The sequence below is a fragment of the Paenibacillus marchantiae genome (assembly GCF_028771845.1).
Taxonomy (GTDB): Bacteria; Bacillota; Bacilli; order Paenibacillales; family Paenibacillaceae; genus Paenibacillus; species Paenibacillus marchantiae.
The window spans coordinates 6,039,583-6,060,957 of sequence record NZ_CP118270.1 but is presented as its reverse complement, the minus strand read 5'-3'; the positions used below and the strand labels follow the sequence as shown (position 1 = coordinate 6,060,957).

The 21,375-nt window shown below is 47.6% G+C and carries 21 protein-coding genes and 1 other annotated feature (1 of these 22 only partly in view); all 21 genes read left to right on the top strand.

The genetic code is table 11. The features are described 5' to 3' along the window. Window positions 1-109: 109 nt before the first annotated feature. Complete coding sequence (locus PTQ21_RS27380; protein WP_090953439.1) at window positions 110-1,597, top strand: UDP-N-acetylmuramoyl-L-alanyl-D-glutamate--2,6-diaminopimelate ligase; 1,488 nt, start codon at window positions 110-112, stop codon at window positions 1,595-1,597. Then, the gene (locus PTQ21_RS27375) at window positions 1,597-3,009 is read left to right on the top strand and encodes a UDP-N-acetylmuramoyl-tripeptide--D-alanyl-D-alanine ligase (RefSeq protein WP_274570576.1); all 1,413 of its coding nucleotides are present in this window, start codon (window positions 1,597-1,599) and stop codon (window positions 3,007-3,009) included. The genes PTQ21_RS27380 and PTQ21_RS27375 overlap by 1 nt, the downstream gene beginning before the upstream one ends. Window positions 3,010-3,021: 12 nt before the next feature. Beyond that, entirely contained in the window at window positions 3,022-3,990 is a 969-nt protein-coding gene (mraY, locus tag PTQ21_RS27370; RefSeq protein WP_063566988.1) for a phospho-N-acetylmuramoyl-pentapeptide-transferase, read from the top strand. Between the two features lie 3 nt (window positions 3,991-3,993). Continuing rightward, window positions 3,994-5,415: a UDP-N-acetylmuramoyl-L-alanine--D-glutamate ligase gene (gene murD, locus PTQ21_RS27365; protein WP_274567824.1), complete on the top strand. Its 1,422-nt coding sequence runs from the start codon at window positions 3,994-3,996 to the stop codon at window positions 5,413-5,415. Window positions 5,416-5,463: 48 nt separating this feature from the next. After that, a complete protein-coding gene (gene spoVE, locus PTQ21_RS27360; protein WP_274567823.1) occupies window positions 5,464-6,561 on the top strand; it encodes a stage V sporulation protein E in 1,098 nt (365 codons plus the stop codon). A gap of 7 nt (window positions 6,562-6,568) precedes the next feature. Next, on the top strand, window positions 6,569-7,678 hold the full coding sequence (gene murG, locus PTQ21_RS27355) for an undecaprenyldiphospho-muramoylpentapeptide beta-N-acetylglucosaminyltransferase (RefSeq protein WP_063566985.1): 1,110 nt from the start codon (window positions 6,569-6,571) through the stop codon (window positions 7,676-7,678). 148 nt (window positions 7,679-7,826) lie between these two features. Further along, window positions 7,827-8,732 (top strand): UDP-N-acetylmuramate dehydrogenase, encoded by a 906-nt coding sequence (gene murB / locus PTQ21_RS27350; RefSeq protein ID WP_063566984.1) that lies wholly within the window; start codon window positions 7,827-7,829, stop codon window positions 8,730-8,732. A 17-nt stretch (window positions 8,733-8,749) separates the two neighbouring features. Next, entirely contained in the window at window positions 8,750-10,033 is a 1,284-nt protein-coding gene (gene murA / locus PTQ21_RS27345) for a UDP-N-acetylglucosamine 1-carboxyvinyltransferase (RefSeq protein WP_063566983.1), read from the top strand. Between the two features lie 58 nt (window positions 10,034-10,091). Beyond that, the gene (locus tag PTQ21_RS27340; protein WP_063566982.1) at window positions 10,092-10,859 is read left to right on the top strand and encodes a cell division protein FtsQ/DivIB; all 768 of its coding nucleotides are present in this window, start codon (window positions 10,092-10,094) and stop codon (window positions 10,857-10,859) included. Window positions 10,860-11,152: 293 nt separating this feature from the next. Further along, window positions 11,153-12,436 (top strand): cell division protein FtsA, encoded by a 1,284-nt coding sequence (gene ftsA / locus PTQ21_RS27335; RefSeq protein WP_063566981.1) that lies wholly within the window; start codon window positions 11,153-11,155, stop codon window positions 12,434-12,436. Window positions 12,437-12,586: 150 nt separating this feature from the next. After that, window positions 12,587-13,699, top strand: a complete 1,113-nt coding sequence (gene ftsZ, locus PTQ21_RS27330) for a cell division protein FtsZ (protein WP_063566980.1) — start codon at window positions 12,587-12,589, stop codon at window positions 13,697-13,699. 253 nt (window positions 13,700-13,952) lie between these two features. Beyond that, entirely contained in the window at window positions 13,953-14,933 is a 981-nt protein-coding gene (gene spoIIGA, locus PTQ21_RS27325; RefSeq protein ID WP_063567038.1) for a sigma-E processing peptidase SpoIIGA, read from the top strand. Window positions 14,934-14,944: 11 nt separating this feature from the next. Beyond that, entirely contained in the window at window positions 14,945-15,667 is a 723-nt protein-coding gene (gene sigE / locus PTQ21_RS27320) for an RNA polymerase sporulation sigma factor SigE (RefSeq protein ID WP_017687308.1), read from the top strand. Between the two features lie 111 nt (window positions 15,668-15,778). Next, window positions 15,779-16,561: an RNA polymerase sporulation sigma factor SigG gene (gene sigG, locus PTQ21_RS27315; RefSeq protein ID WP_063566979.1), complete on the top strand. Its 783-nt coding sequence runs from the start codon at window positions 15,779-15,781 to the stop codon at window positions 16,559-16,561. Between the two features lie 236 nt (window positions 16,562-16,797). Continuing rightward, entirely contained in the window at window positions 16,798-17,151 is a 354-nt protein-coding gene (locus PTQ21_RS27310) for a YlmC/YmxH family sporulation protein (protein WP_063567037.1), read from the top strand. 51 nt (window positions 17,152-17,202) lie between these two features. Further along, the gene (gene pgeF / locus PTQ21_RS27305) at window positions 17,203-18,096 is read left to right on the top strand and encodes a peptidoglycan editing factor PgeF (RefSeq protein ID WP_072734482.1); all 894 of its coding nucleotides are present in this window, start codon (window positions 17,203-17,205) and stop codon (window positions 18,094-18,096) included. Between the two features lie 6 nt (window positions 18,097-18,102). Then, complete coding sequence (locus PTQ21_RS27300; RefSeq protein WP_274567820.1) at window positions 18,103-18,804, top strand: YggS family pyridoxal phosphate-dependent enzyme; 702 nt, start codon at window positions 18,103-18,105, stop codon at window positions 18,802-18,804. Further along, window positions 18,795-19,262: a cell division protein SepF gene (locus PTQ21_RS27295; RefSeq protein ID WP_063566976.1), complete on the top strand. Its 468-nt coding sequence runs from the start codon at window positions 18,795-18,797 to the stop codon at window positions 19,260-19,262. Before PTQ21_RS27300 ends, PTQ21_RS27295 begins: the two co-directional genes overlap by 10 nt. A 58-nt stretch (window positions 19,263-19,320) precedes the next feature. Beyond that, entirely contained in the window at window positions 19,321-19,539 is a 219-nt protein-coding gene (locus PTQ21_RS27290) for a YggT family protein (protein ID WP_063567036.1), read from the top strand. Window positions 19,540-19,555: 16 nt separating this feature from the next. Further along, complete coding sequence (locus tag PTQ21_RS27285; protein WP_274567818.1) at window positions 19,556-20,338, top strand: YlmH family RNA-binding protein; 783 nt, start codon at window positions 19,556-19,558, stop codon at window positions 20,336-20,338. 241 nt (window positions 20,339-20,579) lie between these two features. Next, a complete protein-coding gene (locus PTQ21_RS27280) occupies window positions 20,580-21,089 on the top strand; it encodes a DivIVA domain-containing protein (RefSeq protein WP_063566974.1) in 510 nt (169 codons plus the stop codon). Window positions 21,090-21,147: 58 nt separating this feature from the next. Continuing rightward, window positions 21,148-21,375, top strand: a binding site (T-box leader); it runs 64 nt beyond the window's last position.

The following is a 21,375-nucleotide window of genomic DNA, read 5'->3' as shown; positions in this document are numbered from 1 at the left end:
CAACAAAATGCACTGAGTTGCGTTTCATTAATTGGCTGTGTTTACGATATTAATGATTACAGAGAACTGTTGAAATTGAAGTAAACTTGGAAAAAGTGAGGTTATTCATGTGCTTTTAAAACAACTTTCATCAATGCTAACAACCGCCCGTGTCATTGGCGAACCAAATACAGAATGTCAAAACCTACAGACAGATTCTCGCCAGGTACAACCGGGAGATCTGTTTATCTGTCTTCCAGGACATACGGTTGACGGACATAACTATGCTGAGAAGGCTGTAAACGCTGGAGCTGTCGCTCTGGTTGTGGAACGAGAGCTGGATCTGCCTGTTCCGCAGTTGCTGGTAAAAGACAGCCGTTTCGCCATGGCTGTACTGGCAGATTCCTTTTTTGACTCACCAAGCCGTAAGATGAATATGATTGGTGTAACGGGAACCAACGGAAAAACAACGACTACCTATTTAATTGAAAAAATCATGAGTGACTTTGGTCAAAAAACAGGATTAATCGGGACCATTCAAATGCGCTATGACGGGCGCACATACCCGATGTCAGGTACTACACCGGAAGCACTTGATCTACAGCGCAGTCTGAATGATATGGTTCAAGCAGGCACGGACTGTTGTGTTATGGAAGTTTCATCCCACGCTTTGGAGCAAGGTCGGGTGAAGGGGACGGAATTCCGTACGGCTGTATTTACCAATTTGACGCAGGATCATCTGGATTACCATCATTCCATGGAAGAATATCGTGGAGCGAAAGGACTGTTCTTTGCACGGTTGGGTAACGGATATACCGAGGATGCTTCCAAGCGCAAATTTGCAGTAATCAACGCAGATGATCCCGCTGCAGCTTACTTTATATCTGTAACGGCAGCTGAAGTCATTACATACGGCATGGAGGAAAATGCGGATGTACGCGCATCCCAGATTTCAATTACCTCGCAGGGGACTTCTTTCCATGTAGACACATTCAGAGGCAGCACTGATATTCGTTTACGCATGGTAGGCAAATTCAATGTGTATAACGCAATGGCTGCCATCGCTGCTGCTCTGGTTGAAGACATTCCGCTGGAGGAGATCAAACGTAGTTTGGAAACGGTACCCGGCGTAGATGGACGTGTTGAGGCTGTTGACGAAGGACAGTCTTTTGCAGTCATTGTTGACTATGCTCATACCCCAGATGGCCTGGAGAACGTATTGCGGACGGTGAAGGAATTTGCTGAAGGCCGTGTGATCTGCGTATTTGGATGTGGTGGTGACCGAGATCGCACGAAGCGGCCTCTAATGGGCAAAATTGCTGCGAAGTATAGCGATATCGTATTTGTTACTTCCGACAATCCACGGACAGAAGATCCCGATCTGATTCTCAAGGATATTGAACAGGGCTTGATTGAAGATGCCATTCAACCTGACTGTTATACGATGATTGTGGATCGGCGCCAGGCGATTCATGAAGCTATTGAAATGGCAAGCCCTGCCGATGTAGTATTGATTGCGGGCAAGGGGCATGAGACCTATCAAATCATCGGCACAACCAAGACGGACTTTGACGATCGGATCATAGCGAAAGAAGCGATAAGGGGCAAATCCAATTGATAAAAAGAACATTGGCACAATTGGCCGAGATGTGTGGAGGAACACTAACTGACATTGCTGCTTATGGTGATGTTGGTGTTGAAGGTGTATTTACAGATTCGCGTAAGCCCATTCAAGGCAGTCTCTTTATCCCGCTTGTTGGCGAAAGGTTTGACGGACATGAATTTGTGCAAACCTGTGTAGAGAAGGGCGCTGCCGGAGCTTTATGGCAAAAGGATCATGGAGCTGCACCTCAAGGTGCTGTGATTATTGTGGAGGATACCCTGGTTGCATTGCAGGAGCTTGCGTCCTCCTATTTAAAAGAAAACAAGGCCTCCGTTGTAGGCATTACAGGCAGCAATGGTAAAACAACAACAAAGGACATTGTGGATGCCATTCTGTCTACCACGTTCAAAGTGCATAAGACCCAAGGCAATTTCAATAATCATATTGGTTTGCCGCTTACCGTACTTAGCATGGAACCAGACACTGAGATCGTAATTCTGGAGATGGGCATGAGCGGCCGAGGAGAGATTGAAGAATTATCTTTAATTGCCCAGCCGGATGTCGCAATCATCACGAATATTGGTGAATCCCATCTACTTCAACTGGGATCTCGATTGGAGATTGCTCGGGCAAAAGTTGAAATTGCTGCTGGCATGAAACCAGGTGGATTGCTGATATACAACGGCGACGAACCGTTGATTGAGCAGGTTCTGGCGGAGCCAGCGACTAAGCTGCCTGAAGGGCTTCAACGGTATACATTTGGCTTGCAGACGGATAACGATGATTATCCTACTGGAATTATGAATGCACAGAGTGGGGTTGCGTTTACAACCAAGCAGTTTGGAGAGGATGCTCTTACACTGCCATTATTGGGGACACATAATGTGGTCAACTGTCTTGCTGCATTAGCGGTTGCCCGTCATTTTGGAGTGGCTGCTGAACAGATTGTAGCAGGACTGTCACGTTTGAAATTAACCGGCATGCGCATCGAGATTATTAACGGGGTCAGTGGTTTGACCATGCTCAATGATGCTTACAACGCTAGTCCAACCTCCATGAAAGCCGCTGTGGATGTGCTGGAGGGCCTTAAGGGGTATCGGATCAAAGTTGCCGTGCTCGGTGATATGCTAGAACTGGGGCCTCAGGAGCATGAGCTCCATCGGGGAATCGGTGAATATATTACACCCGACAAAATGAATATGGTGCTGGCTTATGGCCCTTTATCTGCGAGTATCGCAGAAGGAGCAAGACAAAACATGCCAGCAGAAGCCGTACACACTTTTGAGAGCAAGGAAGAATTGACCCGATATCTACTGGAGAATCTCCAATCCAGAGATGTTGTCTTGTTTAAGGCCTCCCGAGGCATGAAGCTTGAGGATGTGGTCGAAGCGCTAAAAATAGCTCCATTACAGAATAGAGTAGACTAGAGGGGTGAACCCATGGATTTTCAGGTATTACTGTTAACAATCGGTGTTTCATTTATTTTGGCGGTGATTGCTGCACCGCTCTTGATTCCATTGCTGCGTCGAATGAAGTTCGGACAGCAGGTTCGGGAAGATGGGCCACAGAGCCATCTGAAAAAAAGCGGAACACCTACAATGGGCGGAGTAGTTATTTTACTCGCGTTCACATTGGCCTTTTTGAAATTTTCAGCGGTCAAAAATACGGACTTTTACGTCCTGCTGGTGGCTACACTCGGCTTCGGTCTGATTGGTTTCCTGGATGACTACATCAAGATTGTATTCAAACGTTCACTGGGGCTGACGGCTAGACAAAAGATGATTGGTCAGTTGTTTTTCAGTGCAGTGATGTGCTATTTGCTTATCCAGAATGGACACAGCACAGCCATATCGATTCCAGGTACATCAGTCTCCTTTGACTGGACGGGATGGTTCTACTATCCGTTTGTGGTATTCATGATGCTTGCCATCACGAATGCAGTTAACTTTACCGATGGTCTGGACGGCTTGCTGTCCGGCGTGAGCGCCATCGCATTTGGGGCATTTGCCATTGTGGCGATGCAGGCAACATCCATGCCAGCAGCGGTATGTGCGGCGGCGATGATTGGTGCGGTACTTGGATTCCTGGTATATAACGCACACCCGGCCAAAGTGTTTATGGGAGATACAGGCTCACTCGGAATTGGTGGTGCGATTGGTGCCGTCGCCATTGTGACGAAGACAGAACTTCTTTTTGTCATCATTGGCGGTATTTTCGTCATCGAAATCCTGTCCGTTATCATTCAAGTAGTATCTTTCAAAACTCGTGGCAAACGCGTATTCAAAATGAGCCCGATTCATCATCACTTTGAACTGAGTGGCTGGTCGGAATGGCGAGTTGTCATTACTTTTTGGGCGGTAGGTGCCATTTTGGCCGCTCTCGGACTTTATCTCAACAAGGGGTTGTAAACAATGAATCATCCTGAATCATATCGTGGACAACAAGTGGTCGTGCTTGGACTGGCCAAAAGCGGCGTGCAGGTCGCCAAAGTACTGGATCGTGCCGGCGCAATCGTTACAGTTAATGATAAAAAAGAGAGAGAACAGTGTCCCGAAGCATCCGAATTGGAGGCTTTGGGAATTTCTGTTGTATGCGGGGGACATCCGGACGACCTGATTCATAGTGATGTGAAGCTTGTAGTCAAAAATCCGGGCATTCCTTATCAGGCACCTCCTGTGCAACAGGCACTTGCCTTAGGCATAGAAGTGGTGACTGAGGTGGAGGTAGCTTACCATCTATGCGCTGCGCCTATGATCGGGATCACGGGCTCTAACGGGAAAACAACCACAACAACGTGGGTAGGCAACATGTTGGAGCTTGCCGGTTTGAAACCAATCGTTGCCGGTAATATTGGAACGCCATTGTGTGAGGCGGCAGAGCAGGCTTCTGCGGATAACTGGATGGTGGTGGAGCTTAGCAGTTTCCAACTGAAAGGCACATCCGATTTCCGTCCACGCATTGCAAGTTTGCTAAACGTGGCGGAGACTCATTTGGATTACCATGGGGACATGGATGATTATGTGGCTTCCAAAGCCAAATTGTTCTCCAACCAGCAACCGGAGGATGTAGCTATCCTGAACTGGGATGACCCGGTATGTCGCGGACTGGTTCCTTATATTAAAGCAAGACTGCTCCCATTCTCGCTGACAGAGAAGCTTGAAGCAGGGGTATATGCCGATCCTCCATACGTGGATGGGGAAGAGGATGATGTGAAGCGCCAGGTGATCTATGCAGACGGTGAGGGCAACCATCATGTCATTATTGATGTGGAAGACATCGGAATACCAGGACGATTTAATGTGGGAAATGCATTGGCAGCAGTAGCTATTGCTGTCTCCGCTGGAGCCGATCCATCTGTGCTTGCTGCGCCTCTGGCTGACTTCAAGGGGGTTGAACACCGTCTTGAGTATGTACTTGAACATAATGGAGCTAACTATTACAACAATTCCAAAGCGACTAACTCCAAAGCAACCGTAATGGCGTTGAACTCCTTCAAGGAACCGGTCGTGCTCATTGCCGGCGGACTGGATCGTGGATCAGACATGATGGAATTGCTGCCATTGTTCCAGGAGCGGGTGAAAGCTGTGGTTGCTCTTGGAGAGACACGGGAGAAAATTGCCAAGGTCGCGGAACTGGCGGGATTAAAGCAAATTAAGGTCGTCGATAATGAGGAGGACGCTGCCCGGACGTTAACCGCTGCCGTGCAGGAAGCTTCACAGTTTGCAGCTCCAGGTGATGTGGTCTTGTTATCACCAGCGTGTGCAAGCTGGGACATGTTTGCTTCCTATGAAGAGCGGGGACGCATTTTTAAAGAGGCGGCGCATAACTTGTAAGTAGGGGGGTGGAAAAGCCCCTACTTCCATGCAAGGGGTGGCCTCCTGATGAAACAGACGCGACCGGCGCCGGATTTCTGGCTCCTAATTTGTATTCTGGCATTGCTTGCCATCGGCATTATTATGGTATACAGTGCGGGCTCGGTGCTTGCTTTTCATGACTACGGTGATTCATTTTACTTTGTCAAAAGACAGCTGTTGTTCGCCGGACTTGGACTTGCTGCCATGTTTGTTACGGCAAATGTGGACTACCGGGTCTGGAGAAAGTATGCAAAGCCTATACTGATTGCCTGTTTTATAATGCTGATTGCGGTGCTGATTCCTGGCATCGGAGTGGTTCGGGGAGGGGCACGAAGCTGGTTGGGCATTGGCTCGTTCGGCATACAACCTTCAGAATTCATGAAACTGGGTATGATCCTGTTTCTCGCTCACTGGTTAAGCAAGGAACCTGGCAAAATCAAAACGTTCACGACGGGGCTTCTGCCACCGCTCGGCTTGATTGGTTTGGCCTTTGGTATTATTATGCTTCAGCCCGATTTGGGGACAGGCACCGTGATGATGGGTGCATCGATGCTGATTATTTTCACAGCAGGAGCACGGATGAAACATCTATCACTGCTTGCCCTCGGCGGTATAGTAGGGTTTGCCGGACTGATTGCGGCAGCTCCCTACAGATTGCAGCGAATAACGGCTTTTTTGGACCCGTGGTCCGATCCACTTGGTGCCGGATATCAGATTATTCAATCTTTATATGCGATCGGCCCTGGAGGACTTGCGGGCTTGGGGCTGGGTATGAGTCGACAAAAATACAGCTACGTACCCGAGCCACAAACGGATTTTATTTTTTCCATTTTGGCAGAAGAGCTAGGCTTCATTGGTGGAATGATTGTATTATTGCTGTTTCTGGTCTTGGTGTGGAGAGGGATGCGCGTAGCGATGACGGTACCGGATGCTTTTGGCAGCCTTCTGGGTGTAGGTATTGTGGGTATGGTGGCTGTGCAGGTCATTATCAACATTGGTGTCGTGATCGGGCTTATGCCGGTTACGGGGATTACGCTCCCGCTCATCAGCTATGGCGGTTCATCTCTGACCTTGATGTTGACAGCGCTAGGCATATTATTGAACTTATCCCGTTATGCGAGGTGAATGTACGATGCGAGTCGTTCTAAGCGGCGGCGGTACCGGTGGGCATATCTATCCGGCCGTTGCTATAGCAAGGCAATGTGAGGCGGAGAATCCCGACTCGACATTTTTATATATCGGTGGTACCCGTGGACTGGAAAGTAAACTGGTGCCACAAGAGAATATTCCGTTTCAATCGATTGACATTACAGGTTTTCGCCGGAAATTGTCCTTTGACAACGTGAAGACTGTGATGAGATTTTTGCAAGGTGTTCGCAAAGCCAAGAAAATGCTCAAGGAATTCAAACCCGATGTTGTCATCGGTACGGGGGGCTATGTGTGTGGGCCTGTCGTATATGCAGCAGCCAAACTTGGTATTCCAAGTGTCATTCATGAACAGAATGCCATTCCCGGGTTAACTAACAAGTTCCTTACCCGGTATGTGGACACGGTAGCTGTTAGTTTTGAGGGTTCGGAGAAAGCATTCTCTGGAGCCAAAAGGGTTGTGTATACCGGCAATCCAAGGGCTACAACGGTAGCTCAAGCTAGCCGTGATCGTGGTTTTGCGACACTGGGTGTACCGATGGACAGCCGAGTTGTTCTTGTGGTTGGTGGTAGCCGTGGTGCGAAAGCAATCAATAAAGCCATGGTGGATATGGCACCGATGCTGGCCAAGCTTGAAGATGTGCACGTGGTCTACGTGACTGGTGATTCTTATTTTGATGAAACGCGTGAAGCGATTCGCAGTTCCCTTGGAACGATGCCAAATCATCTGCATGTGCTGCCCTACGTACACAACATGCCTGAGGTTCTTGCATGCACGTCGCTGATTGTAAATCGTGCTGGGGCATCATTCCTTGCCGAGATTACATCTCTAGGTATTCCATCCATTCTGATTCCGTCACCTAACGTGACGAATAATCATCAGGAGGCGAATGCTCGTACACTTGAGGGTGGTGGTGCATCGCTTACGATGCTGGAGAAGGATCTGACAGGCCAGGCGCTATATAAAGCGATTGCTGGAATTATGAATGACGAAGCGGCGCGCAAAAGGATGGCGGAAGCCTCCAGGGAACTGGGGAAACCTGATGCAGCCGAGGTGCTTGTGAGCGAGATTCGGCGTCTTGCTGCAGGGCGTTAAAGTGCGTTTTGGGCGATTGTCACACACACGGCGGGACTGACATAAGATACCCTATAAATCGTGACAATCGTTCCATGGCGCCGCAACACGGCTTGCAGCAACGAAAACTGCCGTGCTCATCGGTTTTGAAGTAAAGGAGGATGTTAATATGCAGCAGTGGATATCGTTACTATCCCAGAACAATGTCGGCAAAGTTCTTGAAAACGAGCCGCTAGCCAAATACACCACATGGAAGATCGGCGGTCCTGCAGATGCGCTGGTCATACCGGAAAACAAGGAGCAGATGATCAATCTCATTCAATTGCTGCACAAGCATCAGATCCCATGGATGCAGCTTGGACGGGGTTCAAACATGTTGGTGTCTGACAAGGGAATACGCGGAGTTGTCGTGAAACCGGGAGAAGGCTTTGATTATGCCGAATTTCACGAGGGCGGGGTAACTGCCGGAGCGGCACATTCCTTTGTTAAACTCAGTGTTGTTGCTGCAAAGAAAGAGTGGACCGGTTTGGAATTTGGTAGCGGCATCCCCGGAACGGTCGGCGGAGCCGTATATATGAATGCTGGTGCCCATGGATCGGATGTGTCACGGATATTTCAATCCGCTGAGATTGTACTGGAGACAGGGGAATTGGTACGTTACAGCAAGGAGGACATGGAATTTGCCTATCGCCACTCTGTTCTTCATGACCGGAGAGGTATCGTGCTGGAGGCTACATTTGCACTCCAGCAGGGAGAACGCAAAGTCATTTCGGAATCGATGGCCGCGTATAAAGACCGTAGACGCCGTACACAGCCACTGCAGATGGCGTGTGCTGGCAGCGTGTTCCGGAATCCACCTGGTGATCATGCCGCCCGCCTGATTGAAGCAGCGGGGCTAAAGGGTATGACTCAAGGAGGCGCACAGGTATCCACCATGCATGCCAATTTCATTGTCAATACAGGCCAAGCAACAGCAGAGGACGTTATCACCCTAATGCAGCAGATTCAGAACACTATATCATCTCAAAACGGTATTAACCTGGTACCGGAAGTCTTCGTAGTGGGTGAACGGTAAACCCCGGAGGTGATACATTGGACAAATTGGTGATTGAAGGCGGGAAACCCCTCTCAGGATCCATACGCATCCATGGAGCAAAAAATGCCGCTTTACCGATTATGGCCGCAAGTTTGTTGGCAGACGGAGAAGTTACGCTGCACAACGTTCCACACTTGCTGGACATTGAAGTGATGCTGTATATCCTGGAACGACTTGGATGCACGTGTCGGCATGAACAGGGAACAGTGACGATAGATACATCGTCCATCCGGTCATATGATGTGCCTGAGGATCTCATGAAGCAGATGCGTTCTTCCATTTTTTTAATGGGACCATTACTGGCTAAGTTTGGGCAAGTATCCGTGTACCAGCCAGGTGGCTGTGCCATTGGGGAACGTAAAATTGATCTTCACCTTCGGGGCCTTGAGACGCTCGGAGCTTCGATTGAAGAGCTGGATCAGCAGATCATATGCCGCGGGCGCAAGCTGGTGGGTACAGACATTCATCTGGATTTCCCCAGTGTAGGAGCCACAGAAAATATTATGATGGCTGCTGTTACGGCTGAGGGTACAACAACGATATTTAATGCAGCCAGAGAACCTGAGATACAGGATTTGCAACATTTTCTGAATGCAATGGGTGCACGGATTATCGGTGCTGGAACGGATACGATCACCATTAATGGTGTGGAGAAACTCAAACCTTGTTCTTACGAAATTATACCTGATCGGATCGTTGCAGGAACGGTGATGATTGCAGCCGCAGCAACGAGAGGGAATGTAACGCTTACACACTGCAATCCGGCTCATCTTACTTCCCTTATACATGTGTTGAAGCGTACTGGTGTTCAAATCACAGTCTGCAATGATATAATGACGGTGAGCTGTATGAGCCGTCCCAAATCAGTAGACCGCATTGTGACTTCTCCGTATCCTTCATTTCCAACAGACCTGCAGTCGCAAATTATGGTGCTGCTCAGTCTGGCAGACGGTTTCAGTGTGATGAAGGAAACGGTATTCGAGGGTCGGTTCAAACATGTGGATGAGCTGAATGTCATGGGAGCCGATATTTCGGTAGACATGAATGCAGCATTTATCCGTGGCGTTCCCCGTTTGTACGGGGCTACAGTGGAAGCAACCGATCTGCGTGCAGGTGCAGCACTAGTCATTGCTGGCCTTGCTGCCCAGGGAAAAACGGTTGTGGAGCAAGTACATCATATTGATAGAGGGTACGATCGTATCGAGAAGCTCTTTCAGAGTCTTGGAGCTTCGGTTGAGCGACAGTCCCCCGTTTCGAAGCAGCTGGATTTTGCCAATTAACGTCCTTTGAGTCCCCTTCTTAAGGGAAGGGGGCCGGAGGCTTTGTGGAGCGCGACCTATGCCTAAAAGTCAAATTCCGGTTCTGAAGAAGAATCGGCCCAAACGAAACACAAGCCGTAAAATCGTATTTATTCTCTTACTTCTTTTTATTGTATTACTTGCTGTACTTTTTTTTCGTTCTTCGATGAGTCGGATTTCGGCAATTGAGATTACGGGTAATGTATACACAACAACTTCGGAACTGCTGGAGAAAAGCGGTCTGAAGGAGGGCGAACAGTTTTTTGGGACAACCTCTGCTGATGTGATTGAGCGACTGAAAACGATCAAGGCTATATCAACCGTAACTGTGGATAAACAATTTCCGGGTACTATTCTTATCAAGGTGCAGGAATATCCAACGGTTGCGTATGAACTTGGTTCTGACGGTACGCTAAAAGCCATACTGGCAAGCGGGACAAGCTTAACGGTTCCTGCCACCATTGGCGTTGCGGTTGAGAAACCGATTTTGACCCAGTGGAAGGCGGACGATCCGCTCAAGGCCAAGCTGAGTGAAGCGTTGGCCAAGATCCCGAATGAACTAACGACGGATATATCGGAGATTATTCCGAATCCCACACCTTCATTCCCGGATCAGATCCGAATGTATACCAAGTCACAGTTTGAAGTGATTACAACTGTTTCTCTATTGTCCGATAAGGTAGAGTATCTCAACCAGGTCATTGAGACGGAACGGCCAGGGAAAATCACCATGCTGGAGGCTGATACGTACGTGCCTTTCATTCCGGATAACCCGGAAGAAGATGCTGAACCAGGAGCAACTCCCTGATTTCCGCCTTTATTCGGTAGAGAAGTATTCAAAACCAGGCGGGATCGGGGTTTAGCCCCTTTTATCCAATGAAAGTTGTTCTTTCTGAGACGAAGAAAAAATGATACACTTGAACTTATGGCACTTGAGTTGCCTCCTTCTTTTTTCTTCAAGGTTTTATGTCTCGCAACCAGATCTTGGCACCCAAAAAAATTGTAGAAAAAAGAGGGAAAGCCTAAAGTGTGTTGAATATATTTTAAGAGTGTTTAAACCCGAACGTATTTTACTATTTGGAGTCAGGAGGTGCCACAGACTTGAGCAACAATGACATCATTGTTAGTTTGGACATCGGTACATCCAAAATTCGCGCTATTATTGGGGAAATGAATAATGGAACCTTTAATATTATTGGAGTTGGATCTGCCGACTCGGAGGGAATTCGCAAAGGTGTAATCGTAGATATCGATCAGACGGTGCAATCGATCCGTAATGCAGTGGATCATGCAGAACGTATGGTAGGTATTCAAATATCCGAAGTATATGTTGGAATCTCGGGAAATCATATCGGACTGATGAGCAGTCACGGTGTCGTGGCAGTATCTAACGAGGATCGTGAAATCGGAGAAGAAGACATGGAGCGGGTGTTGAAAGCAGCCGAAGTGATTGCGGTTCCACCGGAACGGGAAATTATTGATGTTGTAGCCAAGCAGTATGTTGTAGATGGCTTGGAGGGCATACAGGACCCCCGTGGTATGATTGGTGTTCGTCTGGAAGTAGAGGCGACCATCATTACGGGTGCAAAAACCGCGATACATAATCTTTTGCGCTGCGTGGAAAAAGCGGGTCTGAAAGTAAGTGATTTGGTACTCATGTCACTTGGAGCAGGTCAGCTGGCATTGTCCAAGGATGAAAAAACGATGGGTTCCGTGCTTGTTGATATCGGAGCAGGGGCTACAACCATCGCCATCTTCGAAGAAGACAGTCTCGTTGCAACTTCAACGCTACCTATTGGTGGGGAGTTTGTAACGAATGATATTGCCTATGGTCTGCGCACATTAACAGATCAAGCCGAAAAGGTAAAATTGAAATATGGCTGCGCATGGCTGGACGATGCTGCTGCGGATGTCATGTTCAAAGTAACACGGATCGGCAGCAACGTAGACAAGGAATTCTCTCAAGAGGATCTGGCGGCTATTATCGAACCGAGGGTTCAAGAAATATTCCAGATGATTTCTCAAGAAGTGAAGCGTCTTGGTTACAATGATCTTCCTGGAGGTTATATACTAACGGGAGGTACGGTCTCTATGCCGGGTGTTCTGCAGGTAGCTCAGCATGAGCTTGCTGCTTCGGTACGAGTTGCGGTGCCGGATTATATCGGTGTGCGTGACCCTGGCTTCACGAGCGGAGTCGGCATTTTGCACAGTGTAATCCGCAGTTTGCGTATTCGTCCCTCGATCAACAACGGCGGTGGAAATAACAACAACAATAATAACAACAAAAAACCGACCAACCGTCCTAAGCCGAATGCGGCCCAGGAATCGGAGCAAAAACCAGGTCTGTTCGAACGGCTGAAAAATATGTTCAGCGAATTTATATAACAGGTTGAATCCATTTCATACAATTCTTGAAGCCGTTTGAATGCGCTGGTTCTAAAATAAACGCTTTCGTTCGTCGATATATGAAATTGATTCGGTTCAATCAAAAATTGGACGGGCCATCCATGCACATTGAGGGGGAGATGGAATAATATGTTGGAATTTGATTTCGAGATGGAGAGCTTGGCTCAAATTAAAGTCATCGGTGTAGGCGGCGGCGGAAGCAATGCAGTCAACCGTATGATCGAAAACGGTGTACAAGGTGTAGAATTTATTACGGTAAATACGGACGCTCAGGCGTTGCACCTCGCGAAATCCGAGCATAAATTGCAAATCGGTGATAAATTAACCCGTGGTCTTGGCGCTGGCGCCAACCCGGATGTAGGTAAAAAAGCAGCGGAAGAATCTCGTGATTTGATCATGAACACCTTGAAAGGTGCAGACATGGTATTTGTTACAGCGGGTATGGGCGGCGGTACGGGTACAGGTGCGGCTCCGGTTATTGCCGAAATCGCCAAAGAGTGCGGCGCACTTACCGTGGGTGTTGTAACACGCCCGTTCACATTTGAAGGACGTAAACGTTCCAGCCATGCAGAGCAAGGTATCGAAGCTCTCAAGGAAAAAGTGGACACGCTGATCGTCATTCCAAATGATCGTTTGCTTGAGATTGTAGACAAAAAGACCCCAATGCTTGAAGCGTTCCGTCAAGCAGATAATGTATTGCGTCAAGCGGTGCAAGGTATCTCTGACTTGATCGCTGTACCGGGTCTGATCAACCTTGACTTTGCAGACGTCAAAACGATCATGCACGAGCGTGGATCTGCGCTGATGGGTATCGGTGAATCGACTGGCGAGAACCGTGCAGCTGAAGCAGCTCGTAAAGCCATCATGAGTCCTTTGCTGGAAACGTCCATCGAAGGTGCACGTGGTGTCATCATGAACATTACGGGTGGCATTAACCTGTCCCTGTATGAAGTCAATGAAGCAGCTGAGATTGTTACTTCAGCTTCCGATCCGGAAGTGAACATGATCTTTGGTGCCATCATTGATGAGGATCTGAAAGAGGAGATCAAGGTTACAGTTATCGCGACCGGATTTGAGGACAAGCCTGCTTCGCCTCCACCTGGACGCAAACCTGCTCCAGCAAGTGAGCCTGCGGATAACCGTTCGCCGAACCTGCGTCCTTTCGGAAATCAGCCAAGCAATGATCAGCTGGATATTCCGACATTTTTGCGCAATCGTTCACGCAATAATAACAACGATTAATACTCCAATAGATTTCAATGAAGACCCGGTACTCCTGATAGGAGTAACCGGGTCTTTTTGTTTTTTATTATCCTATCACATCGTATTGAACAAATTCTGAACAACGGGTCTGAGCAATTCCGACAAAAAAAGTTGGAACGATCCCCCCATGATTAGACAGACTTTGAAAAGTGAGCTCCTTATACTTGTGAATATGCTCATGAATATCGGGATAACGTTATTTCGATATGTTGCGCGCAGGCAGGTGAAGAATGTGGTTGTATATGTGGATCTTATTTTTTTGACGAACCTGTGTATTGACGGTGCACTCATCGGACTGACGGCCTGGATGCGCAAAACGAAGCTGGTCTGGTGGAGATGGTTGCTGTCCGCGATCGTGGGTGCGCTGTACGTAGTCATGATGTTTGTACCGGAGTTTGATTTTATGTTCACCTTTTTGATCAAGTTTGGATTGTCTCTGGTGATGCTGAGTATTGCATTTGGGTTTAAGGGTCTTCAGGCATTTATGAGGACCTTGGGTACCTTCTATGTAATCAATTTTGTCGCCGCAGGGGGAATTCTGGGTGTGCACTACATGCTGCAAAGCTCTGGGGAATTGTTCAACGGCATTTGGTTTACGGCATCAGGTGGAATGTCTTTTGATTTGAAAATTGCCTTTTGGTTCACATTTGTCGTCTTTTTTGCCGTGCTTTTTCTATTCAAAGCCGTGCAGAGCTCGAAACGAAAAACAGACCGAATGACAACGTACTTGGGTAAAGTGGAGGTTTTTATTGATGATGTGACTATTTCTTGTACAGGCCTTCTGGATACAGGAAATCAACTCACAGACCCTCTTTCACGTATGCCCGTCATGGTAATGGAGGTATCGTTATGGCAAGACATGCTGCCTGCTGCATGGAAGGGCAGGTTGAAGGATGAGGCGCCGGACAACCTTATCATGGAGCTCGATCAGGAGGATTTCCACTGGCAGGATCGTTTAAGGCTTGTACCCTATCGGGGTATTAACAAAGGAACTGCATTTATGCTGGCGATGAAGCCAGACCGGGTGAAGGTAACGATGGATGAGATGTGTTATGAGACGACAAAGGTATTAATAGGGTTGGACGGGGGCGTACTGTCATCCGATGGAAAATACCAGGCCGTGATTCACCCTGAGCTTGTGCAAGACGCTGCTTCTGCGCAGTCTACGGCTATCTCTGCGGGAGCAACAGAAAAGCCGCTGAATGTGGTATAGGAGGAACGTACATGCTTGTAAAATGGAAACTGGTGGCGCAGCTGCAGTACTATCGTTTATTATTTCTGCTTGGTTTGAAAAGTGAAGAGATTTATTATATCGGAGGCAGTGAGGCGCTACCGCCCCCATTAACACGTGAAGAAGAAGAATTTTTGTTGCAAAAGTTGTCTTCAGGGGATTCCGCGATCCGTGCCATGCTGATTGAACGGAACCTGCGACTGGTGGTATACATCGCACGCAAATTCGAAAATACAGGTATCAATATCGAGGATTTGGTCTCCATCGGTGCGATCGGGTTGATTAAAGCCGTTAATACATTTGACCCGGAAAAGAAAATTAAACTGGCAACCTATGCTTCCCGTTGTATCGAAAATGAAATTTTGATGTACCTGAGACGTAACAGTAAAATTCGTACAGAAGTTTCTTTTGATGAACCACTCAATATTGATTGGGATGGAAATGAACTATTATTATCCGATGTACTCGGTACAGAGAACGATACAATCTATCGGAATATCGAAGAACAGGTAGACCGGAAGCTTTTGCATAAAGCATTGGAAAAATTAACCGAGCGTGAGCGAATGATTATGGAGCTTCGTTTTGGCTTGACGGATGGGGAGGAAAAGACACAAAAAGATGTCGCCGATCTGCTTGGAATCTCCCAATCCTATATCTCTCGTCTCGAAAAAAGAATCATTAAAAGACTCCGAAAGGAGTTCAACAAGATGGTCTGAACAGGAGCATTTTTTATAATGGGTATTAATGGCAAGGATGCCAAGTGCGAATAAAATAGCCTGCCCCGGAGATAATGTACATTAATGTTTCTCCTTGGGAGGTAAGTCACGATGACCCGAAACAAAGTCGAGATTTGTGGCGTGGACACCGCAAAATTGCCTGTCCTCACCAACATAGAAATGCGGGAATTGTTTCATTCCCTACAGCAACACCATGATCGCTCAGCAAGAGAGAAATTAGTGAATGGCAACCTGCGCCTGGTGCTCAGTGTCATTCAGCGCTTTAACAATCGGGGAGAGTTTGTCGATGATCTGTTCCAGGTTGGATGTATCGGCCTGATGAAAGCCATTGATAATTTTGATTTATCCCAGAATGTCAAATTTTCAACCTACGCGGTGCCGATGATTATCGGTGAAATCCGTCGATACCTGCGCGATAATAACCCAATTCGGGTATCTCGCTCCTTGCGGGACATTGCTTATAAAGCACTTCAGGTGCGTGACAGCCTGACGAATAAAAATTCCCGTGAACCGACGATATTTGAAATTTCTGAGGTACTGAATGTGCCGAAGGAAGATGTGGTTTTTGCATTGGATGCCATTCAGGACCCGGTTTCGCTCTTCGAACCGATCTATCATGATGGTGGAGATCCGATCTATGTGATGGATCAGATCAGCGATGACAAAAACAAGGATGTGTCCTGGATTGAGGAAATTGCACTGCGTGAAGCGATGCACCGTCTCGGTCAAAGGGAGAAAATGATTCTGTCGATGCGGTTTTTCGAAGGGAAAACCCAGATGGAAGTGGCTGATGAAATTGGCATTTCCCAGGCGCAGGTATCCCGTCTGGAGAAATCAGCGATACAACAAATGCAGAAACATGTGAAGTCGTAACAAGGGGTAAGCCAGGAGACGATCAAATGGAAGAAATATCCTTTTGATCGTCTTTTTGCTTTTTGGATTTCGACATCAGAGGGATTTGGAATTGTTCCATTGCCTTTCCTTCGAAAAAGAGGACATTTTTCGCGTATGAAACATATATTGTATAGAAGTGGAGAACGGGCAGAAGCGGATTAATCGGGGGGCGGGACCAAATGAAAGTGAACACAGGTGAACCGGTCGGTAGCGGGATGAAAATTTCGGATTTTCAAACCAAAGATGTTATTAACATTACGGATGGCAAACGTCTGGGTCAGATTAGCGATTTGGAGCTGGATCTGAAGCAGGGACGAATTGAAGCAATTGTTGTGCCAGGTTACAGCCGTTTTATGGGGCTATTCGGCGGGGGAACGGATCTAATCATCCCTTGGAGGAACATTGTGAAGATCGGTTCGGATGTGATTTTGGTTAAAATGGATGAAATGAAGGAAAATAACTACGATGAGCGTGACCGTGAAGCCCGCTTGTATGACGAGCAGAACGGCCGGGTGGACCGGGTGGAACGTATTGAACGCTTGAATCGGAACCAGCGTCGAACGATATAACCGAGACAGAACGGGGTTCATTTGGTACACTGGAAGTTGTGAGGTGAGAAGATGGAACCGTTTATTTTGGATAAGGAAATACGGTCGGGAAGCCAGAACTCAAATTGGGGTCCTGACCCGTTGTTATTATATGTGGAGCCGTGGAAATTGCAGTTTAAGCATATGAAAGCCGGTTTTACGACAAGGCAGGGTGGTGTTGGAAGCACACCTTATGCCAGTCTAAACTGTGCCTATCATGTGGGTGATGATCCGGCTAACGTGCTGAGTAATCGCAAACTTGTGGCTGAAAAGCTGGGTTTCCCTTTGGAATCCTGGACTTGTGGAGAACAGGTACATGGTAAACATGTCGCTGTAATCACGGCTGAAGAGCGGGGTAAAGGTTTGCTGGATCGACAGTCTGCATTACAGGATACGGATGGTTTGGTCACCAATGTGCCTGGTGTGCTGCTGACTTCCTTTTATGCAGATTGTGTACCCCTTTATTTCTATGACCCCGTACAACAAGCGGTGGGGCTTGCTCATGCCGGATGGAAAGGTACTGTTGCCGGTATAGCCGAATCGATGGTCGAAAAGATGGAGCAGGAATACGGAAGTCGCAGACAGGATATCCATGCTGCAATAGGTCCCTCCATTGGGGATTGCTGTTATGAAGTGGATGAAGCGGTTATGCAGCATGTACGGGTTTGGTTGGACCACTCCTCGGGTAATGATGAATACAAGAACTCTGCATCTAATCAAGTATATCGGCCTGCCACAAATGGCAAAACGATGTTAAACTTGAAAGAATGCAATCGACACATTATGATGAAAGCAGGAATATTGCCGGATCATATCGAATGTACAACTTGGTGTACAAGCTGCAATCCCGAGCTATTTTTCTCGTATCGTAAAGAAAATGGCATTACCGGGAGAATGGCGAGCTGGATTGGGCTGGAAGAGAGGTGACCCTCTGTGTCATTGGAGGAGCGTATACAACTGGTAAATCAGAAGATCGAAGCCGCGTGTCAGCGCAGTGGCCGTCAACGTGAAGATGTGAATGTGATTGCTGTCACGAAATACGTCTCACTTGAAACAACGGGAGCTGTGCTGGACCACGGTCTTGAGCATATTGGCGAAAACCGCTGGCAGGATGCACAAGCAAAATGGGAAGCATTCGGTCAGCAGGGAACCTGGCATTTTATCGGTCATTTACAGACGAATAAGGTGAAGGACGTCATCGGTAAATTCCGTTACATACATTCACTGGATCGTTTGTCCCTGGCCAAGGAGTTGGATAAAAAGGCGGCGTCTCTTGGCATCCAGGTGGAAACACTATTGCAGGTTAATATTTCGGGTGAAGAAAGCAAGTATGGCTTGCAGCCTGAACAGGCGAGTTCCTTTTTGCGTGAAATCAGTTCGTTCAACAACCTGAAGGTCATCGGCCTGATGACCATGGCACCCCATGAGGAAGATCCGGAGCTAACACGTCCCGTATTTCGCGGACTGCGTGAGCTTAGAAACCATTTGAATGGACAAGCTTTGACAGCGGAGCCATTGACCGAGTTGTCGATGGGCATGTCCAATGATTTTGAAGTGGCGATTGAAGAAGGGGCAACCTGGGTTCGGCTTGGATCGATTCTCGTAGGAAAAGAGGAGGGTTCGCAATGGGCGTAATGAATAAGTTTATGAATTTCCTCGGGCTTCAGGAAGAGGAAGAGATTGTGGAACGTGAGCGTATGGCGGCACAAGAGGAACATGATCCTGATCAGCAGGAAGCTGAAACCTCAAGTCTAGACAAACGTAGAAACCAAAGGGGTAATAATGTGGTGAGCATTCATTCCCAGAAAAATGTTAAAGTCGTCCTTTATGAACCGCGTTCTTATGACGAAGCACAAGAGATTGCTGACCATCTGCGCTCCCATCGTACAGTTGTAGTTAACCTGCAGCGGGTGCGTCAGGATCAAGCACTTCGCGTCATTGATTTCTTGAGTGGCACAGTGTATGCACTGGGAGGCGGTATTTCAAAAATTGGCGGCAACATTTTTCTCTGTACGCCAGATACGGTTGAAATTCAAGGATCAATTACGGAAATACTGGCTGACAGCGAGCAAGATTATAACAGAATGAGGTGAGCCACTTTTGTATCAGATTGAAAGCGTGTTGTACACGTTATACCAGATTTACTTTTACATGGTCATTGTTTACATATTGATGTCATGGCTTCCCAACGCACGGGAGAGCTTCATCGGTGAATGGCTAGGTAAGTTTGTAGAACCATATTTAAGACCTTTCCGCCGATTTATTCCGCCTTTGTTCGGTGTGTTGGATATTTCACCGATTGTGGCGTTGATCGTTCTTCAACTCGCGCTTAATGGGCTGATCTCCATCCTCCGATACTTTGTATATTAAGGTAGGGTGAACATAGATGAGCGGTGAAATTTACGAGCATTTTAGTCATGAAGAGCGGGATTTTGTGGATAAAGCTTCAGACTGGGTTGAACGTGCAGGTAAGTATCATGACATGAAGCTAACTGACTTTCTTGATCCCAGACAGGCCTTTATTTTACAAACGCTTGTGAACCGTCGAGATGATGTACAGATTCGTCTGGATGGTGGTTATGAAACAGCTGAACGTAAGCGTGCGCTGATTGCACCGGATTATCGATATCTGGACGATGAAGATATGGGTATGCAGGTGATGAGCATTACGTCTGACGATCAGAAAATCAAAGAGCTGGAGCATGGGGACTATATGGGTGCCCTGCTCGGGCTTGGCATGAAACGTGGCAAGATCGGTGATATTCAAGTGCTGGAGGACGGGTGCCATACTGTGGTGGCGTCGGAAACCGGCGCTTTTTTATCGCTTCAACTGAATCAGGTGCATCGAGTACATGTGTTTACGGAGTTGTTGGCACTGGATCAGCTGAAATGGTCCGAGAGCAAACTGGAGACGATGGACATTACCGTAGCTTCCCTGCGTTTGGATGGCATCTGTGCAGATGTGTATCGGCTTAGTCGCAGTAAAGTTCTGGTTCCGATCAAGGCCGGCCGCTGTCGTGTGAATTGGAAAGTGGAGGAAGATCCGTCCAAAGCGCTGAAGGCGGGAGATGTGGTATCCATTCAAGGATTTGGTCGATTCAAGGTGATGGAACAGGATGGGTTGACCAAAAAGGGACGCTGCCGCGTAAAAATCGGCAAATTTGCCTAAGAGTGTTGCAGGAAAACCCGCTTTCTTGTCGAAATGTTTAAGGTAAAGGTGCAAAAAACATTCGGTGTTTCCGATATACATTAAAGTGCAAAGGTTGATATGACCGCCAAAGGATCAGAGTCTGATCCTGCATTCCGTGTTAGTGCCAGGATTAGGCATCACATATACGGCCCCTTGGGTGGAACCCATATGCTGCAAACCTTCTCAGTCCGGGAAGGAACTTTTACAGGAGGTGGACAGCATGCCATTAACGCCGCTGGACATACACAACAAGGAATTTTCCCGACGTTTGCGCGGGTATGACGAGGATGAGGTCAATGAATTCCTGGATCAAGTCATCAAAGATTACGAAGGCGTCATTCGCGAAAACAAAGAGCTGAGCAATCAGTTGCTGTCCGTTCAGGAGAAGCTTGATCATTTTGCAACGATTGAAGAGACGCTGAGCAAAACGATCATCATTGCGCAGGAAGCTGCGGATGATGTGAAGAACAATGCGAAAAAAGAAGCACAGTTGATCGTGAAGGAAGCCGAGAAAAATGCGGACCGGATCGTAAACGAATCTTTGTCTAAATCACGCAAAATTGCTTTGGAAGTCGAAGAGCTCAAAAAGCAGGCGTCCATCTATCGTGCTCGTTTCCGTACACTTGTGGAAGCACAGCTTGAATTGTTGACTCAGGATGGTTGGGAAGCGCTGGAGAGCCGGGAGCAGGAAGTCCGTGACCGTGAGCGGGAAATGAAGGAAATTTATTAGTCTATCCGCCTGGTTGACTTTTGCCTGTAAAGAGGCTATAACTATATTCATAATGAATAGTGATTCCATGACGGGTTCAGTACGTTATGATCTCATCCCTCAGAGAGTTGGCGTCTGGTGCAAGCCAATGGATGAGTTATAGCCGAATATCTCCCCGGAGAAGTGACGCTGAAGCGGTGAAGGATTGGCCGTGTGTAAGCGAAACCGTGAGCCGAACGTTATATCGGCACCCTGCTGTAGTTAAGCGGGGCATAAGCGCTGTTGATGACAGAGCATACCCAATTTA

What these genes read in the sequence shown, in the direction of transcription:
- murB (WP_063566984.1), top strand. Translation starts at nt 7,827, where the DNA reads ATGCAGCAGTGGATATCGTTACTATCCCAGAACAATGTCGGCAAAGTT.
- PTQ21_RS27340 (WP_063566982.1), top strand. Translation starts at nt 10,092, where the DNA reads ATGCCTAAAAGTCAAATTCCGGTTCTGAAGAAGAATCGGCCCAAACGA.
- PTQ21_RS27310 (WP_063567037.1), top strand. Translation starts at nt 16,798, where the DNA reads ATGAAAATTTCGGATTTTCAAACCAAAGATGTTATTAACATTACGGAT.
- PTQ21_RS27285 (WP_274567818.1), top strand. Translation starts at nt 19,556, where the DNA reads ATGAGCGGTGAAATTTACGAGCATTTTAGTCATGAAGAGCGGGATTTT.
- murD (WP_274567824.1), top strand. Translation starts at nt 3,994, where the DNA reads ATGAATCATCCTGAATCATATCGTGGACAACAAGTGGTCGTGCTTGGA.
- spoVE (WP_274567823.1), top strand. Translation starts at nt 5,464, where the DNA reads ATGAAACAGACGCGACCGGCGCCGGATTTCTGGCTCCTAATTTGTATT.
- PTQ21_RS27280 (WP_063566974.1), top strand. Translation starts at nt 20,580, where the DNA reads ATGCCATTAACGCCGCTGGACATACACAACAAGGAATTTTCCCGACGT.
- ftsZ (WP_063566980.1), top strand. Translation starts at nt 12,587, where the DNA reads ATGTTGGAATTTGATTTCGAGATGGAGAGCTTGGCTCAAATTAAAGTC.
- sigG (WP_063566979.1), top strand. Translation starts at nt 15,779, where the DNA reads ATGACCCGAAACAAAGTCGAGATTTGTGGCGTGGACACCGCAAAATTG.
- PTQ21_RS27290 (WP_063567036.1), top strand. Translation starts at nt 19,321, where the DNA reads ATGGTCATTGTTTACATATTGATGTCATGGCTTCCCAACGCACGGGAG.
- mraY (WP_063566988.1), top strand. Translation starts at nt 3,022, where the DNA reads ATGGATTTTCAGGTATTACTGTTAACAATCGGTGTTTCATTTATTTTG.
- murG (WP_063566985.1), top strand. Translation starts at nt 6,569, where the DNA reads ATGCGAGTCGTTCTAAGCGGCGGCGGTACCGGTGGGCATATCTATCCG.
- PTQ21_RS27295 (WP_063566976.1), top strand. Translation starts at nt 18,795, where the DNA reads ATGGGCGTAATGAATAAGTTTATGAATTTCCTCGGGCTTCAGGAAGAG.
- sigE (WP_017687308.1), top strand. Translation starts at nt 14,945, where the DNA reads ATGCTTGTAAAATGGAAACTGGTGGCGCAGCTGCAGTACTATCGTTTA.
- pgeF (WP_072734482.1), top strand. Translation starts at nt 17,203, where the DNA reads ATGGAACCGTTTATTTTGGATAAGGAAATACGGTCGGGAAGCCAGAAC.